We start from the raw sequence: 16,597 nt of genomic DNA on the forward strand, positions 1-16,597 counted from the left end.
TATTAAATTTAAAATCGCTCCCCCATTTGGCAGAGGAAAAAGTCAAAATGAAAACTTTACTCAGGTTGCTTCTCAAAAGTCAGCACCAGCGAAACCGCTCAGGGCCAGCTCAAACAGAAAAGGGCATGACTCTGGTCGAGCTATTAGTCGGAGCAATTATGGCGTTTTTAATCATTACGCCGATGCTCGGTTTTGTAGTCGATATGCTGAATACCGACAGGAGGGAACAAGTCAAGTCAAATACCGAACAAGACCTTCAGGCGGCAGTTGATTTCATCGCCCAAGATTTGAGTCAAGCTATATATATTTACGATCAGGCAGGAATCACTGCTATTAACCCCGGGACTAAACTTCCTCCTGCTCCTGCAAATACCACAGGTACTCCAATTTTAGTATTCTGGAAGCGACAGCTAATTAAAAATGCTGTTCCTATTAATTCGGCTGTTACTGCAAAAACACCAAGCGCTTGCCCACCTAACGGTAGTGAGTGCAACGACACTTATGTACTATCATTAGTTGCCTACTACCAGATTAGAGATACTACTCCTAACTCTATTTGGTGTCAGCCTTCAGGAGGCAATTGTCCTACCCGTATTGCTCGCTATGAAATTAGGGAGCCAGTTAGAAATCCCTACACAATAGATGTCACAAAACCTTATTACGATGCGGCCGATTTAAGTGATTCTCAAAAAGGCAGTGAGGCTTTTAATAAAGACTTTGACTTTAATAAGCCCACAGTAAATGTGACGATGGGAGCCAATTTTCCCGATCCTCAAGTATTGGTTAATTACATCCACCACAATAGCACTAATGTTCCAATACCAACCGGAGCTCAGTGTCAAACTCTTCTTGCCGTAACACCTCCACCTCCACCAGCAACATTCAATGCAAACGATTTACTAATAACAGACGCCTCAAACCACAGCTTTTACAGTTGTGTTGATACATCTAAAAACATAGCCAGAGTTACGATCAGAGGAAACAGCCTCCGCCGCCTTCAAACCGATGCTGATTATGATGCCAATAAAGCGGCATATTTCCCAACAGCAACTGTGCAAGTACAAGGTTTAGGTGGGTTAGGAAAATAACTGATTTCTGAAACACATTTCCGAATCGCAGCCCGTCGATAAACAATAGGATAATACCATGAAAACCCCACCAATTTTATTAAAACTTTTGCATAACTCGGCTGCCAAGCCCAGCCCTAATTTCCACAAAACTGCATCCAGAAAAGCCGATGGAGGCTTCACGCTTCTAGAAGTGCTGGTGATAGCGTTGATCGTAGGTATATTAAGCTCGATCGCCGCTCCTGGTTGGCTGGCATTCATCAACAGACAAAGAGTTCGCACTGTGAACGATCGCGTTTTCCAATCATTACGTCTGGCACAAAGCGAAGCAAAACGAACTAAGCGCGAGGTCACAATTACATTTTCTGCTCCACCTGTTGATCCGCCAACAATTACGTTTAACCCGCCACTAGCTACGGGTGGTAGTACGCAGACGTTAAATGCTGGAGGTGAAATTAAACCCGGCACTATTGCACTTGTTTCTAACGCAACCTCAATCACTTTTGACTACCAGGGAAACGTGAAGGATCAACTTCCCTTAGATACATCAGTAAATCCAAATCTTCGTCGATTTGTGGCCACAGTTTCTCCTGTTAACGGTGGTGGTAAGCAGTGTGCGATCGTAGAAACAATCATAGGAGGAATGAGAACTGCTGAAGGAAATGATCCCGTAACTGGGTGTCCCTAATAGCTTTCAATAAATTTAATCTTAATCTCTAACATCAATTCCGTATATATGCAGAATTGCTAAAATCTATTAACTTAAATTATTTTATATTTCAAATCCAATTAAAACTGTCAAAATATCCAGCTATAACTAAAACAAATAATCATCCAGCCAGGAAATCAACTCTTACTCAAAGACATAACCTGGCCGATGTTTGAAACCCTACTAATATCATTTCCGGTTACACCGGAATGGTGTTGACTGTTTACTGTTGACAGTGAACAGTGAACCGTCAATAGTAAACAGTCAACTCGAATTTACTATTCCGATGCTAACGGATTTGATATCATAAGTGCTTAACTAACCAAGCGATCGCCCCTTCAACATCCGCCACCTGCTCAACATCGGGAATTCGCGGCCGCTGCACCATCACCACCTGAATTCCCAGTTCCCTAGCCGCAACAATTTTTGCATAAGTAGCACCGCCGCCGCTGTTTTTACTAACAATTGTATCAATCTGATATTCTAATAGTAATTGGCGCTCCTCTTCCAAAGAAAAAGGCCCCCTTGCTAATAACAATTTACCATTAGGAATAGGAGTATTGAGTGCCGGAGGATCGATCGCCCGCATCAAAAACCAAATAGCATCCAAACCAGCAAAAGCAGCCAATTCCTGCCTACCAATCGTGAGAAACACCCGCTGAGACTGCCCTAATAAAGCCTTTGCAGCCTCCGAGTGGCCCGCAACTTCAATCCAGCGATCGCCCTCCACCCTCTCCCAAGCTGGACGCACCAGCATCAAATAGGGCACATTACATTCAGCAGCAGCAACAGCAGCATTGGCAGAAATCTGAGCCGCAAACGGATGAGTAGCATCAATTAACAAGTCGATCGGGCGATCGAGCAAAAACGCCGCCAGCCCAGCCGCCCCACCAAACCCCCCAATTCGCACCGTACCCGTTTTTGGGGTAAAAGGCTGTTGAGTGCGTCCTGCTAGCGAAGATACCACCTCAATTTCAGCAATTTGAGACGCTCTTACCGCCAATTCAGCAGCATCCCCCGTCCCGCCCAAAATTAGCAACCGTTTTTTCACCAAATTATCCCTAATACCAATTTAATGTGAAGTTGCACATATCTCGATCCCCCTAAATCCCCCTTAAGAAGGGGGACTTTGAGAAGAATCTTGTCCCCCCCCTTATTAAGGGAGGCTAGGGGGGATCGGATTCTATGCAACCTCATAAAAAATTGGTATAACTTATCCAAGCAACCCCGGCAAATTCGGTTAATAATATGTTTAATAAAGTTTAAACTGCCAACAACGATGATTCGCTCACTTTTCACATTTTTTACAGTATTAATTGTAACCGGGTTAGTGTGGTTGGGAAATATCGCCCCCGTTGCCGCACAAGTACAACCAACAGATATCACCAATGCTCAACAGGAATTGGGAGAACTCGTTCAAAAAGCTTTTGAAGCTACAAATGAAGGCAAATTTCCCGCCGCTGAAACTTTTTGGACTCAAATCATTGACAAATTTCCCTCACAAGCCGCCGCTTGGAGCAACCGAGGCAACTCTAGAGTCAGCCAAAACAAACTACAAGCCGCTATTTCCGACTACGAAAGAGCGATCGAACTAGCACCCGACGCCCCCGATCCCTACCTAAACCGCGGCACCGCCTTAGAAGGTTTAGGACGCTGGGAAGAAGCCATCGCCGACTACAATCATGTACTAGAATTAGACTCCCAAGATCCAGCCGCGTACAACAACAGAGGCAACGCCGAAGCAGGTTTAGGAAAATGGGAACAAGCAATTGCCGACTACAGCAAAGCCTTTGAATTAGCCCCCGAATACGCCTTTGCCCGCGCCAACCACGCCCTCGCACTTTATCAAAACGGGCAAACCAAAGAAGCAATTCGCAACATGAAAAACATCGTCCGCAGATACCCCCAATTTGCCGACATGAGAGCCGCCCTCAGCGCCTGTCTTTGGGAAGCCGGAAAGCGCGGCGAAGCTGAGAGCAATTGGGTAGCAGCCATCGGCCTCGACTCCCGCTACAAAGACCTCGATTGGGTTGCCAATAACCGCCGCTGGCCACCAGTTGTAGTCAGTGCATTAGACAAATTCTTGCACTTGAAATAATCTCAAAGGCAAAGTTGACTGTTGACTGTTGACTGTTGACTCGATTTTATTATTCCGATACAACCGAAAACGATATCATTGGTTATTTGTTATTTCGACAACTAACAACTGACTAATTCTCGAATCCGCGCAGCCGTCAACTCTTCGACATTCTTGAAAACCGCTGCCGCACCAGCAGTTTTCAGCGCTGCAGCATACGCCTCACAGCGCACAGCATCATCCAAAACATGAGGAGGCAAAATTCCTGCCCCCAGCCAAACCCGATTTGGTTGCACTTCCCGCGCCTTCACAACCGTGTAAATATCGGCAACAGTATCTCCCGCGTAAATCACGGGCAAATTTTTTGCTAAACCGTGCATAGTTTCCAACTGTTCAATTGCCGCGAAAAGTCCAGCCGGATCGGGTTTTCCCGGTGCATCTTCCATCGCCACCAACACCGGGGAATTTAAAGTCAGTTTCCCAGACAAAACATAAGCAGCTTCATCCCGCATCGCCCCGCTAAAAAAGCCCCAAACAATCCCCCCAACCGTTAAATTTTCCAGGTAAGCCGGACTTAACAACAGCGGTTCGTCACAAATGTAACCAGTCCAATTGTTCTCATCGAGCCCGCGATAGCGACTTTGGAAAAAAACCACTAATTCGTCATAGTTGAGAGCGAGTTCGTTTCTCGATCGTCCAATCCCCTCAAAATAACGGCAAACTAACTCGAAAGACGCCTGCCAGTCATTATTCCACACTCCCTCAGACTTCAGAGAGTCGATATCGAGAGAATTCGGCCGAAAAGCACCCGCCGTGAAATGTTCCACCGCATCGGCGATCGCCCGCCGGTAGGAACCGGACACATCCCGCACCACACCGTCAATGTCGAAGACTACAATAACTCTGTTCACAACTTAACCATCCTTGTACCTAGGGCGGGTGAGAACCCAAATTTTATCTGTTCCCAGCCCCTGAGTGGCGCTAAAACCAGCCGCGCCACAAAACTTTTCATGGCCGATGACCAATTATCGAACAGAGTGTGCTACGCTTAGCGATTGTAGAAATTTTTAACAAGTTCGATCGGAACCCTGGAGGTTTGCTTGTCCAAGTTCATCTTAAAAGTTCTCTGGCTAGAAGAGAATGTTGCCCTCGCCGTTGACCAAGTTGTCGGCAAAGGAACTAGCCCGCTGACATCCTATTTTTTCTGGCCCCGCAAAGATGCGTGGGAAGACCTCAAAAACGAACTCGAAGCCAAACACTGGATTGCTGACAACGATCGCGTCGAAATCCTCAACCAAGCGACAGAAGTAATCAACTACTGGCAAGAGGAAGGCAGACGGCGCCCGATGACTGAAGCTCAGTCAAGATTCCCCCTAGTGACTTTTACCGGCAGCAACTAAGCCCAGCTTTAATTTGCTACCCATATACATTGCCTGTTATGGCTGACGAGGGGAAGGAGAGAGAGGGGAGAAGGCGAGAGGATTTGACGCTTTTTCCACCTCGCCGTGAAACATACAATTTAAATGCGCTACAGCTTATATTGATACTAACTCCGATTTTGGGACCTACTCGGGTTTTGGGCTTGGTCTATTTGAGATTTGAGATTTGAGATTTATCCAAAATAAAGCTCTCAAATCCGATTTTCTACAGTCTAAAAAGACTAAGCAACCAAACCAAATAAATCTAAAATCGGCTTTTTTGTACTCTTAAATTGTACAGTTAGCTCTCAAAAGACTTCCCTATGACTAATGACTAATAACTAATGACTTCTTCGCGGAATTTATGGGCGCCGAAAGTACGATCGACCAGACAGAACAGCTACCGCTGGTAGTAAATCCCGACATTCTCCAGCAAGCTATCCTCTACAAAATTAATACTCGCATCATCGCTCGTGGAGAATTAGTTTTCCCCTGCGTCCCAGGAATGCTAAGCCACTATCTCAAGTCGATAGAAAAGCTATTTAGCACTCTCGACAGACCCCTGCCCGAAGACCGCAGAGACGAACTCAGCAAGCTTTTAGCCACCAAGTTAGAACAAGGCTACCGCACCTCTACAGCATCGATGCTGATCCTGCAATACGAATCAGTGCAGCCGCCACAAACTGGTTTAGCTTGCAAAGTCATTGTTACTAGCTCAACAGTTGGAGAACAGTACAAAAGCTGGGTAGACACCAGAGAACCTCCGCTTTTCGGCTCTCATCCCGATGCAAAATTGATGACAACGGCTGCTAAATTGGGCACACCCGATCGAGTGCGGATTTTGGACGTGGGGGCTGGTACCGGCCGCAATACCTTGCCCCTAGCGAGATTGGGTTATTCTGTAGATGCGATCGAACTAGCTCCCGCTTTTGCAGAACAATTGAAAGCTGCTGTAACAGCCGAAAACCTTCCCGTGACAGTGACTGAAGGCGATGTGCTCGATCCCTTAATACGGATGAAACCGGCCCGCTACCAGTTGGCAGTTGCTGCCGAAGTCATCTCACATTTTCGAGACAGCGATCAAGTACGGCTTTTCCTCGCTAAAATGTGCGATTCCCTGTCTTCCGGAGGTCTGTTGCTGTTCAGCACGTTTTTAACCGTCGGTGACTACCAGCCAGATGCCCTCGTGCGACAAGTTGCCCAACTCTCCTGGTCTACTTTATTTACGCCCCAAGAACTCGCCACCGCAATGGAAGGGTTGCCCTTAGTCCAAATATCCGACGAATTGGTGTTTGAATATGAACGCCACCACCTGCCGGAAGCAGCCTGGCCACCGACGCCCTGGTTTCCTAGTTGGGCCACCGGTCGAGATGTCTTCCCGATGGCAAACGGACGCCCGCCAATGGAATTGCGCTGGATTTTGTGCCGCCGAAGTTAAAAACTTTTTTCATCTCTAGGCGGACACAGCAATCACAACTGTTAACAGGCAGTAACAGTTTCCTCAGATATTTTTATTTCAACAGCTTAAATCCGGCTCGCTGTTAGTATTGTGCTGCCGGCACAGAAAAATTTACAAAAATATATATTAAAATGTAAAGAGAGCGAAGTTCGATCGCCCCTGGGTGACAAACCCAGTGTCTGATTAGATCCAACGCTTGCCAACCTTTTATTTCTTGCGAAAAAGTGGGTTGCTAATGGCAATCGGGCTTGCATAAAACTCGATCGTCATCTCGATGGGTGCAACTAGAGTTAAGATGAATTCAACAAACCTATTCCTCGCGATAGATGACTTTTGAGGGAATAGGGTTAGCCAATAGATTAGCTCGCTAGTCAGCGATGCTGCTGAAAAACAAATATGCTTTTAACACATCCACTACAAGCGTTTGGAGCAATCTTCGGGCACCAACCTTCCACAAATAGATCATCCATCGACCAAAAAACCAATAAAAATTATTGGGAGGGGAATATTGAACTGGCTGTAAACGAACAAATTGACTGGTACATCCAAGTGGAAATGCTAATGAGTAACGCTAAATCTTCCTGCACCAATGAAGAGATTACTGCTTGGCTGCGGGGATTGCTGACAATTGCTTGGGCAGACGGCAACTTTGACGAAGACGAGCAAAAAATGATTGCAAATCTAACTCAGGATGAACTACACCCGGTATCTTTTGATGCGGGTTTTGAACCTATTGCCCCAGAGGAATTAGCCGCTGTGTTAGGGGAAGACACCGCCAAAGGCGAGGATTTTTTGAGGACAGCAGTCATGGTAGCTTTGGCAGACGGTACCTACTCGCTCAGCGAAGACGAGGTAATCTCTAAGTTTGGCAAAGCTTTGGGGCACAATGTAGAGGCGATCGAAGCTCTGCGACACACCATAGAAGACAGCAAGTGCGATCCGCAGGGACCCAGCAGCCAAATAGTCTTTGATGCGAATGTCGTCCGCGTCGTCGGAACACCGCTTTCATCTCGGCTACCTAAACCTCACCACAAAAATGTCCTGCAACCAGTAAAAGACTGGCTGGACGGCTGGGAAATTCACGACCCAAAATTGGCACACTTTGTCTGTAAAATTATTCCGCCGCAGTGTCCGTTTGAGCGAGATGTCGTGTTATTTGGTCGCAAAATCGTCCACATTCCGGCGATGTGCCAGATTAACCCGCTTTACGAACAGTTAGTCGGGATGCGCTTTCGAGCTCTCTGCTATTTGGCAGATGAATGTAAGGAAGATGTATCGTCCTATTGTTAAAAGGAATGGGTAATTGCTAATTGGTAATTCATTCCGGGGCGCAAAACCTCTATCTGTAGGATGCGCCCCTAAGTACCTTACCGCTATAATTAGCACGTTAAATCAGTATTTGCCGAAGTCCTGTAATTAGCCATTGCTAATTTTCACTAGATTATTTGCGATGATGTAGAAACGTATTTGTGGAAGAAAAAAATATTTTTATAGGTATTAGTATCTGATCTAGCAATCCTCGCATCATTTGTGAATTTATTACTCCCGAGCGAGCAGGTTTGGGGAGGGTTGAGGTGGGGTAAAAAAATTACTACTCCTGCAATAATTGCTATAAAAACCCAGTTTATTCTGTTTTCTGGCGTGATTTCTGCTAATATCAAATATGCTTTGATAATACTAATTCAAAAAAAGTCTTGGTATCATTTTCAACTTCTTATACAGATTATTAAAATATTCTGGGGCCGGACACGGCAGTGCCGTTTCCCTACAGATGCTTGCCTACAATCTCTGGCTCTGCACTACTTTTCAAAATTGGTATAATTATTTTTTCCGGCAACTGTAAATCGCGACTAAATTTGGCTGTCATCCGCCGACGCGGACTAAAGGAAAAGGGGAATATGGTACTTGCATCTGGTATAATAATAACTAATGACTATTGACACTGACTATTGACTACTGACTAAATTATGCAATTTATCGATCGAGCAGATATTCAAGTCGCAGCCGGCAAAGGCGGCGACGGTATGGTAGCTTTTCGCAGAGAAAAGTATGTACCAGCGGGTGGCCCCTCTGGTGGCACGGGCGGCAAAGGCGGTTCCGTGTATATGGTAGCGGTGGAAAGCCTGCAAACGCTGCTAGATTTTCAGTACAACCGGATTTTTAAAGCCGATGACGGGAAGCGAGGCGCGCCGAAAAATATGACCGGTGCCGGTGGGGACGATCGCATAATTGAAGTTCCCTGCGGTACAGTAGTTTACGACGCGGAAACTCAGGCCATATTGGCAGATTTGGTGACGCCCGGACAGACTTTTTGCGTAGCCAAAGGCGGCAAAGGCGGTTTGGGGAATAAGTGTTTTCTGACCAATTCCAACCGCGCTCCCGATTATGCGATGCCGGGAAAAGAAGGAGAACACAAATTTTTGCGTTTGGAATTGAAGCTATTAGCTGAAGTGGGAATTCTGGGGATGCCGAATGCTGGCAAATCCACCTTAATTTCTGCTTTGTCTGCGGCTCGCCCCAAGATAGCAGATTATCCGTTTACAACTTTAGTCCCGAATTTGGGTGTAGTCAGAAAACCCAGCGGCGACGGTACGGTGTTTGCAGACATTCCGGGATTGATTGAAGGAGCGCACGAAGGTGCTGGTTTGGGTTACGAGTTTTTGCGGCACATTGAGCGGACTCGGTTGCTGCTGCATCTAATCGATATTACGGATGAAGATCCGATCGCCAATTATGTCACAATTCAGGAAGAATTGAAGGCTTACAGGCGTGGTTTAGCCGATAAACCGCAGATTTTGGCTTTTAATAAGGTAGATGCGATCGATCTCGAAAGCGAAGAAATAGGTAATTTAATCAGCCGACTTAAAGAAATTAGTGGCGCTCCTGTTTTGTTGATTTCCGCCGTTAGTAGACTTGGATTGGATGAATTGATGCAGCAAGTTTGGCAAAAACTCGACGAGATGAACCAGAAAGAGGCGGCGGAACTCGAAGCCGTCGCGAGTGTGTAATCGCTTTCTGGTTCCTGAAATTTCCGTGAATGGGTAAGTGTTTTTTTGAGGGGGTCAAATCTTTCGGCTGTAGGGCTGGTGCGGCAAGGGTTTGAGCCTCTGTGTCTTGAAAAACGATCGTTTAAAAGTATCTACCGACTGCTTTAAATCGCCTACAAGCGTGACGGTGAAAGTTCCCAAAGGGGTATGGGGCAATCGCTAAGGCTGTGCTGCAAAGGCGGGAAATTTATTATTAGAAGCTTTATCTTATTTTCCGGATATGAGTTGAGCTGCATTCAGGGCATTTCCTAAAAAATCGCCTTATTATCCCTCAATACTCCGGACAGTTTTTGGAAGGAGACTACAAGCTTACGCGGCGCAAGGATCATAAATAAAGTCCAATTAAATGCAACGAGCGGGGTGGAGCTGGCATTGATTTAATTATCCACAGTGCCTCAAAGTCCTACAGAATAAGCCATTGGGTCATATAAAAACTGTCCGGACTATTGATCCCTCATGAACTCATATTGTAATTCCGCAACGCCCTAAATTACTATTTTTAACCAACTTTCTCCTCTAAACTGTCTTTTTTTGTTCGAGAGCTGTCGATACAAATAGTCGAGGTAGTAAAAGTCCCGACCTAGTTTTGTAGTCGGCAAATTCAGGATATCGTTCGAGTGAACGATCTTTTTTTATCATGTTAGGAATAAACATACCAGCAATAAAAGCGGCCAGAATTAAAAAAGGTAGCCAGTGCTGAACTAGCATCGCAAACGATCCGTAGATGAAAATTTCTCCTAAGTAATTCGTATTGCGCGCTCTGGCAAAAAATCCTTCAGTTATTAGTCCCGAACGGTACTTAAGGGTGTAATACTTCTGCGCATCACTACTATAGTGTAGAAAGACACCGATGATATTTAGGGAAATTGCTGCTGCCACTAAAGGCAGAGGTGGTTGTGAGCCACTGCTAATCAAAATAAAAGGTGCTACCCAATAGAGGCTAACTAACACAAAGCCGAATATTCCCATTCCGAAAGAGATTTCTTGTTCCCACTGCTTATCTGGATATATCTGGCTTTTGAGAAGCCACAACAAACCATAAGTACCGTGCAGAGCGAGATAAACCCAAGCACCAAAATTAAAATTTTGGTAAATGAGCATCAGTGTCAAAATAAATGGAAAGCTGAGTCCTTTGTGCAGATTGATAAAGTGCTTGACTTTCATAGCTTTTGCTAATCTCTATCTAGTAAAGTCTATCTCTATTTATATTACACTTTTTTAGATCTAACTACTTATCACGAGCAAACTTATCAACCTGCTTCTATTTGGCCTGACGCGGTAACAAGCAACTTGAAAGCGTGACCGGAGGGCGCTCGTTCGTTTATTTGACAGCTCCGGCTCTCGGCTTAACAAAGAAAATCGATCGCGCTCTCAGTACCGAAAGAATGTTGCGCGGATCACCCGCGACGAAAGCTTAATCAATGATTTCTCTAATCGGGCGGTCGCTACTCTACAAGTTCAGTCCTGGACGCATCAACAGCAAGAAAGTGGGTTTTTTACCGTTTCTGGGGCTGTAACAAAGTATTTCGTGAAAAACCCGGTTTTTGAGTACCGGTGAGTAAGCCCTAAGTATTGTTAAATTCCGTTTGAGTCCCGAATTTGCCCGTTGTAATCGACTCTCACCCTCCCATCTTGGGAAACAGTAACAACCGTTTCTACAGTAAAGACAGACGAACCAGGCTTGGAACCCTTAAAAGTAAAAGTCCAAGTTCCATCGCCATTGTCAACGAACGGCGATTCCTTAGAAGTACCGTGCATAGAAGCTTCAGCTCGATAGTTGCCTAAACCGCCATTAGCCCTTTCTGCTGCTTGACGAGCTAAGTTTTTTGCCCTATTGAGTTCGATATTATTGTTGATCGCTCTCACACCATCGGTCTCATATTCAGGAGCAGGATTAGCATTACTCAAGGTGGGGGAGACTCCAACGGCTAAAGTTGAGAGCGCTACCAGACAAGCAAGTCGAATGTTTAGTTTCATAATACAAACTGATTTATAGTTTGATAAAGTCTACAACACTTGCCCGAAAAAATCCGGTTGAATTTTCAATTTTTAATTTTCACTTGTGAATCTGCTGGCGTTTCCCCACCGTTCAAATAGCGGTAACTCATCCGAGAAATCTCCCGAATCAATGTTTGAGCAGGCTTCTCGGTTTCCGGCGAATGCTTCACCATCACCGCCACCAAATAACGCTTACCGTTCGGCAAATCCACCATCCCCGCATCCGCTAGCATTGTATCAATGTTGCCGGTTTTGTGAGCAATAACTGAATCTTCGCCTAAACCTTTCGGCAGCAAAGAATCATTTTTAGTTTGGCGCATGATTTGCAAAATGCGATCGCGCGATTTCACCGATACCAAATTACCCCGATCGATCTGGGCTATGATATTAATCAAATCCTTCGGACTGGTAGTATTAGTTCCCTCCAAATCTGGCAAATTATTACGCAGAACCGTGGTACTCAAACCCCAATTTGCAAAATGCTGATTTAAAACCTCAGCACCTCCCAACAACTCAATCATCATATTCGTCGCTGTATTGTCGCTGACAACAATCATCTTTTCTGCCACTTCCAAAGCCGAATACTTCTTACCCGGAGAGTCGTCTTGCATCTCCCCAGAACCGCCAACTATGTGTTCGGACTTCAGCGTCAGCATCTGATCTAACTGCACTTTGCCCTCATCTACTGCTTGGAAAAAAGCTACTAAAATTGGCACTTTAATCGTGCTAGCTGAAGCAAAAGCAGTATCGCCATTAAAATTTAGGTAGCTTCCAGTATCTAAATCTACTAAAAATATTCCGGTTGTCAAACTAGGATTTTCTGTTGCTAAAACCTGAACTTGGGTTTTCAAAGCTCCTAATTCTTGAGTCAGTTGCAGCGCTTCAGGGGTCGCGGGTGCAGCAGATGCGCTATCGGCTGGGTTGTTCTCCGCTGTAGTGGTTTGTTCTTCTGCCGCTACAGTCGATGCTCGACTTACAGCATTCACCACCGACAGCAGCGTCCCGCAAATCACCGCTATCCCAACTCCCAAAATCAGCAAGCGAGTAGCGTAGACCAACGGCGGCACGCTCGCAGATGCTGGTCGTTTACCCGGCCTCTGGCTTGCTTGTGGGCGCGGTTTAGGCAGGGGGTTTTTTTTGGCATCTGGGGGGATTACCGTGTCTGGAATGCGGACTCGGGACGAACTGGGACGACTTCCACGGGTTGCAGGGGGGCTGGTCTTTGGGATCTGGCTGTTGGGATTGCTGGCGATCGAACTTACATTTTCCCGCTCCAGAGTCGGGTCGGGAAACTCAAACATATCGACAGCAGCGAGGCCTTTTTTGCGCGGTTGGCGAGTCTTCGACTGCTGAGTTTTGCTGGTTCTGGGTTTTCTCGGGTTAATTGCCGATCGGGGATCGGATAAAAAGTCTTGTGTAGTAAATTCTTCCGAAGATGTGGGAGAACTGGCTCCATTTCTGCTGCCGCGGCCCTGTTGCACTGGCAAAGTCGCAGGTTCGGGCGATCGAATTTCTGAATTGCCGTTTTGCGGTTGCGGAGGGCGGCGGCGGCCCGAGTTGCCAGACTGACTTGCTTTGCCGGACTTAGGCTGCTTTGAGCCGGAGTTGGGAGAGGATATCGAGGATATCACCGATAATATCGATCCTTTGGGAAACCGCTCTGCCACGTCTTACTCCTTCATCACTAATGTAAAGTTCAAGTTTAAGATTTTTCAGCTTGCCAGCCAATCAATTTTAGATTTTAGATTTTAGATTTACCCCAGACGCTGCATGGTATCAGCAACCCGGTTTATTGCTCGCAAATTATCCCAAAGCTGAGGTTTTTAGTCAAGAAACCCGGTTAGGAAGGTGACAAGTGGGGGCAGGAAAGTTCTCAGTGAAAAAAATCCTCAATCTCACATCCCCAATTATCAGCATTTCTCCTAGCTATCCGTTGGATTTTCCGGCAACGCCCCATCCAGAGTATCAAAATTTGTCTCTCGTTGGTAAGTTTTGATTGCCCATTCTGTTTGGCGGAGGACGCCCCGCAGCATGGCGACTTCATCCACTGTCGGATAGGCTCTGTTATACAAACGCCGAAATTTTTCCATCCGGCTTGCTGCTGTGTGCTGCTGCAAATATCCTATTTTTAACAGCAAAGTTTCTAGTTGCTGGTAATATCCCTCTAAATTTTCCAAGGGAGCCGATTCCTTCTGGCCACTGACAACTGACAACTGACAACTGACAACTGACTTGTATAGTTCGTAACAGCAGATAGCGACAGCTTGGGCGAGATTTAGGGAAGTGTAGGCATCGCTGCTAGGAATGCGGATCAGGCGTTGAGCGCGGTTTAACTCGGCATTGGTCAAGCCGCAGTCTTCTCGGCCGAAAATGAGGGCACTGGGGGCTTCAAGGAGCCAAGGCAAGGCATCTGCGGGTTCTTCTAGTTGTGTTGGCAACGATCGACAATCATCCCCTGTAGTTGCGATCGCTCTGACACACCCAACCAAAGCAGCCGGCAAACTCTCGACTACTTTGGCCGTTTCCAATATGTCGGCGGCGCGAACTGCCATCAGTCGGGCCTCTTCCCCTAAATAATCGCATTGGGGATTTACCAAAACTAATTGGTGCAAACCCATATTTTTCATGACGCGGGCAACAGAACCGACATTCAATGGGCCTGCAGGTTCGACTAAGACTATTCGGATGTTGGCGTCGGCCGTTTCGAGCATTTAATTTAGGAAGAAGGAAGAAGGAAGACGGAAGAAGGAAGAGGCAATAATAGCAAGGGTTTCAGCAATCAAGAATGTCTGTTCCACAAGCAAATTATTTCCTTACAAACAGAATTTTGGGCTTGTTCGACAACAAATTGACTCTTGTGGGAAAGGCCGGAAAGCCTGTTCCTAAAAATGGTACAAGATGTGAGTTAGTAATTTACTTTCCAAATTAGCATGGCTAAGCAACGAGCGAAATCTGATTTACCGACAAAAATGTGCCCGGTGTGCGATCGACCTTTTACTTGGCGCAAAAAATGGGCCGACTGCTGGGATGAGGTCAAATACTGCTCCGAACGTTGTCGTCGCCGCCGTTTGGCGGCTCAAGATTAAGAATTTAGGGCAAGTTGCTCGATCAAAGCTAAGATTGCAAAGGAAAAATTTTAGGTTATTAGGTTATAAATTATGGCATCGCAACAAGTGCAACCAAAGTTAGTTATTCACGGCGGTGCGGGCAGTTCTCTACATAGTAAAGGCGGAATTGAGGCGGTGCGGAAATCGCTTTACGATGTTTTAGAGGAAGTTTATCCGCTGCTGAAAGACGGTGCAAGTGCCGTAGATGCAGTGGTGCGGGGCTGCCAATTGTTGGAAGATGACCCGCGATTCAATGCCGGTACTGGTTCTGTGGTGCAGTCGGACGGTCAAATTCGGATGAGTGCTTCGCTTATGGATGGTTTGATGCAGCGTTTCAGCGGGGCGATTAATGTTTCTCGCGTTCAACATCCGATCGAACTTGCTCAATTTTTGCAGCATTCGGACGATCGAGTTCTCTCTGATTTTGGTTCGGCGGAATTGCTGCGAGAACTTCAATTGCCGATTTACGATCCGATGACGGATTTGCGTTTGCACGAGTGGATGCAGGAACGGCAAGGCAATTTTAGTAAAGCAATGGCTGACGTGGTTGCCGAACCGGCCGGTGTGGGTACGATCGGAGTCGTAGCTTTGGATGTGCATGGACGCTTGGCTGCTGGGACTTCGACTGGTGGCAAGGGTTTTGAGCGGATTGGGCGGGTTAGCGACTCGGCGATGCCGGCGGGAAATTACGCCGCTGGAAGTGCGGCGGTAAGCTGTACGGGGATTGGCGAACACATTATGGACGAGTGTTTGGCCGCGCGAATTGTGATTCGGGTAACGGATGGTTTGAGTTTAAAAGCTGCTTTTGAGCGTTCTTTTACTGAAGCTGACGAACGTCAACGGGATTTTGGCGCAATTGGAATTGATGCTAGCGGGGCGATCGCTTTCGGCAAAACTAGCGAGGTGATTTTGGGTGCTTTTCACAACGGTATGCAAATGGGCGACACTTTGGAAATGAGCAAGGGAACGCTGATTTTCATTGCTTAAAAAGCCGATATAAATTGTCAGTCTGCGGTTCAGATACCCGACTTTTTGAAGAATTCGGGTATCTCGATCTGCGTTAGTTTTATATTAAATCCGATGCCATCATAATTGATATTACCCACAGTCAGAACATGGCGCCCTGTCCTTTCCATACAATTAATCTGGGGGCTAAGCTGTTAGCCCACATTCCGCAGGTAGCACGATAGTCAGGGAATTTTTTCAATTGAGATGGCACCGCAGCTCAATAGAGAAGATGATATTTACGGCAAGGAGCGCCAAAGAATTGGATAATCCAAAATAAAATCGTTCTTGCGTCAGATTGGTAATGTGCTTGACATGATTAATTGTGGGTGCATCTCAGTTTTTCAAATCCCTGAAAAAATAGCTAAAATAAAAAAGCTAGTAAAATGGTAAAGAGCCAAGATTTTTAATTACCTACATCTAAACAATGAGTTCAATAAATCACATTAGATGGAGGAAAAGTTAGGCTACGTAACGAAAAAAACGGTGAACCATGTTATTGGAAAGATTATAAAGCCCTGTGTTTAGATAATGTTTATTGCGGAGCATTTTTTCAACACAATCAAGATTTAATTGATTGGAGTAATAGCCAAAAATTGCTGCATCCTATATACAGCCGATTCCAGGTTTATAAAGTACAGTAGCAGCAGCTTGTAAACCAGTTTTTAAAGTGCTGTGGATTAACCAAATCAAGGGCCGTAGCTAGTAAA

General features: G+C 45.9%; 15 protein-coding genes and 1 pseudogene. 10 read left to right on the forward strand and 6 right to left on the reverse strand.

The window, feature by feature from the left end; all coding sequences use genetic code 11:
- The first annotated feature begins 47 nt into the window (after window positions 1–47).
- Window positions 48–1,088 (forward strand): hormogonium polysaccharide secretion pseudopilin HpsC, encoded by a 1,041-nt coding sequence (gene hpsC, locus QUA57_RS23760; RefSeq protein WP_333063983.1) that lies wholly within the window; start codon window positions 48–50, stop codon window positions 1,086–1,088.
- Between the two features lie 58 nt (window positions 1,089–1,146).
- Complete coding sequence (locus QUA57_RS23765; protein ID WP_333063981.1) at window positions 1,147–1,755, forward strand: GspH/FimT family pseudopilin; 609 nt, start codon at window positions 1,147–1,149, stop codon at window positions 1,753–1,755.
- 325 nt (window positions 1,756–2,080) lie between these two features.
- Here QUA57_RS23765 and QUA57_RS23770 read toward each other — a convergent pair whose 3' ends face one another.
- Window positions 2,081–2,827, reverse strand: coding sequence for a cobalt-precorrin-6A reductase (locus tag QUA57_RS23770; RefSeq protein ID WP_333063980.1), 747 nt, complete (start codon window positions 2,825–2,827; stop codon window positions 2,081–2,083).
- 228 nt (window positions 2,828–3,055) lie between these two features.
- Here QUA57_RS23770 and QUA57_RS23775 point away from each other — a divergent pair, with 228 nt between their 5' ends.
- A complete protein-coding gene (locus QUA57_RS23775; RefSeq protein ID WP_333063978.1) occupies window positions 3,056–3,874 on the forward strand; it encodes a tetratricopeptide repeat protein in 819 nt (272 codons plus the stop codon).
- A 101-nt stretch (window positions 3,875–3,975) separates the two neighbouring features.
- On the opposite strand, the gene QUA57_RS23780 is transcribed toward QUA57_RS23775, so the two are convergent.
- A complete protein-coding gene (locus tag QUA57_RS23780; RefSeq protein WP_333063976.1) occupies window positions 3,976–4,764 on the reverse strand; it encodes a TIGR01548 family HAD-type hydrolase in 789 nt (262 codons plus the stop codon).
- A 177-nt stretch (window positions 4,765–4,941) separates the two neighbouring features.
- On the opposite strand from QUA57_RS23780, the gene QUA57_RS23785 reads away from it, so the two are divergent.
- The 4 genes from QUA57_RS23785 to obgE all read left to right on the forward strand — a co-directional run bounded on the left by QUA57_RS23785 (window position 4,942) and on the right by obgE (window position 9,738).
- A complete protein-coding gene (locus QUA57_RS23785; protein WP_333037125.1) occupies window positions 4,942–5,253 on the forward strand; it encodes a 30S ribosomal protein PSRP-3 in 312 nt (103 codons plus the stop codon).
- A gap of 382 nt (window positions 5,254–5,635) precedes the next feature.
- Entirely contained in the window at window positions 5,636–6,709 is a 1,074-nt protein-coding gene (locus tag QUA57_RS23790; RefSeq protein ID WP_333037075.1) for a class I SAM-dependent methyltransferase, read from the forward strand.
- Window positions 6,710–7,126: 417 nt separating this feature from the next.
- Entirely contained in the window at window positions 7,127–8,020 is an 894-nt protein-coding gene (locus QUA57_RS23795) for a Mo-dependent nitrogenase C-terminal domain-containing protein (RefSeq protein ID WP_333063974.1), read from the forward strand.
- A gap of 677 nt (window positions 8,021–8,697) precedes the next feature.
- Window positions 8,698–9,738 carry a GTPase ObgE gene (gene obgE, locus QUA57_RS23800; protein ID WP_333063973.1) on the forward strand — a complete coding sequence of 347 codons (1,041 nt, stop codon included), beginning with the start codon at window positions 8,698–8,700 and terminating at the stop codon, window positions 9,736–9,738.
- Between the two features lie 555 nt (window positions 9,739–10,293).
- Here obgE and QUA57_RS23805 read toward each other — a convergent pair.
- From QUA57_RS23805 to QUA57_RS23820, 4 genes are all read right to left on the reverse strand, one after another.
- Window positions 10,294–10,941, reverse strand: coding sequence for a DUF1295 domain-containing protein (locus tag QUA57_RS23805; protein ID WP_333063971.1), 648 nt, complete (start codon window positions 10,939–10,941; stop codon window positions 10,294–10,296).
- Between the two features lie 411 nt (window positions 10,942–11,352).
- Window positions 11,353–11,754, reverse strand: coding sequence for a hypothetical protein (locus QUA57_RS23810; RefSeq protein ID WP_333037070.1), 402 nt, complete (start codon window positions 11,752–11,754; stop codon window positions 11,353–11,355).
- Between the two features lie 65 nt (window positions 11,755–11,819).
- Complete coding sequence (locus tag QUA57_RS23815; protein ID WP_333063970.1) at window positions 11,820–13,406, reverse strand: serine hydrolase; 1,587 nt, start codon at window positions 13,404–13,406, stop codon at window positions 11,820–11,822.
- A gap of 291 nt (window positions 13,407–13,697) precedes the next feature.
- Entirely contained in the window at window positions 13,698–14,486 is a 789-nt protein-coding gene (locus tag QUA57_RS23820) for an RNA methyltransferase (RefSeq protein WP_333063968.1), read from the reverse strand.
- Window positions 14,487–14,705: 219 nt separating this feature from the next.
- Here QUA57_RS23820 and QUA57_RS23825 point away from each other — a divergent pair, with 219 nt between their 5' ends.
- From QUA57_RS23825 to QUA57_RS23835, 3 genes and pseudogenes are all read left to right on the forward strand, one after another.
- Complete coding sequence (locus tag QUA57_RS23825; RefSeq protein ID WP_333037066.1) at window positions 14,706–14,861, forward strand: DUF2256 domain-containing protein; 156 nt, start codon at window positions 14,706–14,708, stop codon at window positions 14,859–14,861.
- A gap of 72 nt (window positions 14,862–14,933) precedes the next feature.
- Complete coding sequence (locus QUA57_RS23830; RefSeq protein ID WP_333037065.1) at window positions 14,934–15,869, forward strand: isoaspartyl peptidase/L-asparaginase; 936 nt, start codon at window positions 14,934–14,936, stop codon at window positions 15,867–15,869.
- 458 nt (window positions 15,870–16,327) lie between these two features.
- Window positions 16,328–16,501, forward strand: a pseudogene (locus QUA57_RS23835) (ISKra4-like element ISMiva1 family transposase); the annotation flags it as partial.
- Window positions 16,502–16,597 lie beyond the last annotated feature (96 nt).

Source organism: Microcoleus sp. Pol7_B2, from assembly GCF_036701035.1.
Taxonomy (GTDB): domain Bacteria; phylum Cyanobacteriota; class Cyanobacteriia; order Cyanobacteriales; family Microcoleaceae; genus Microcoleus.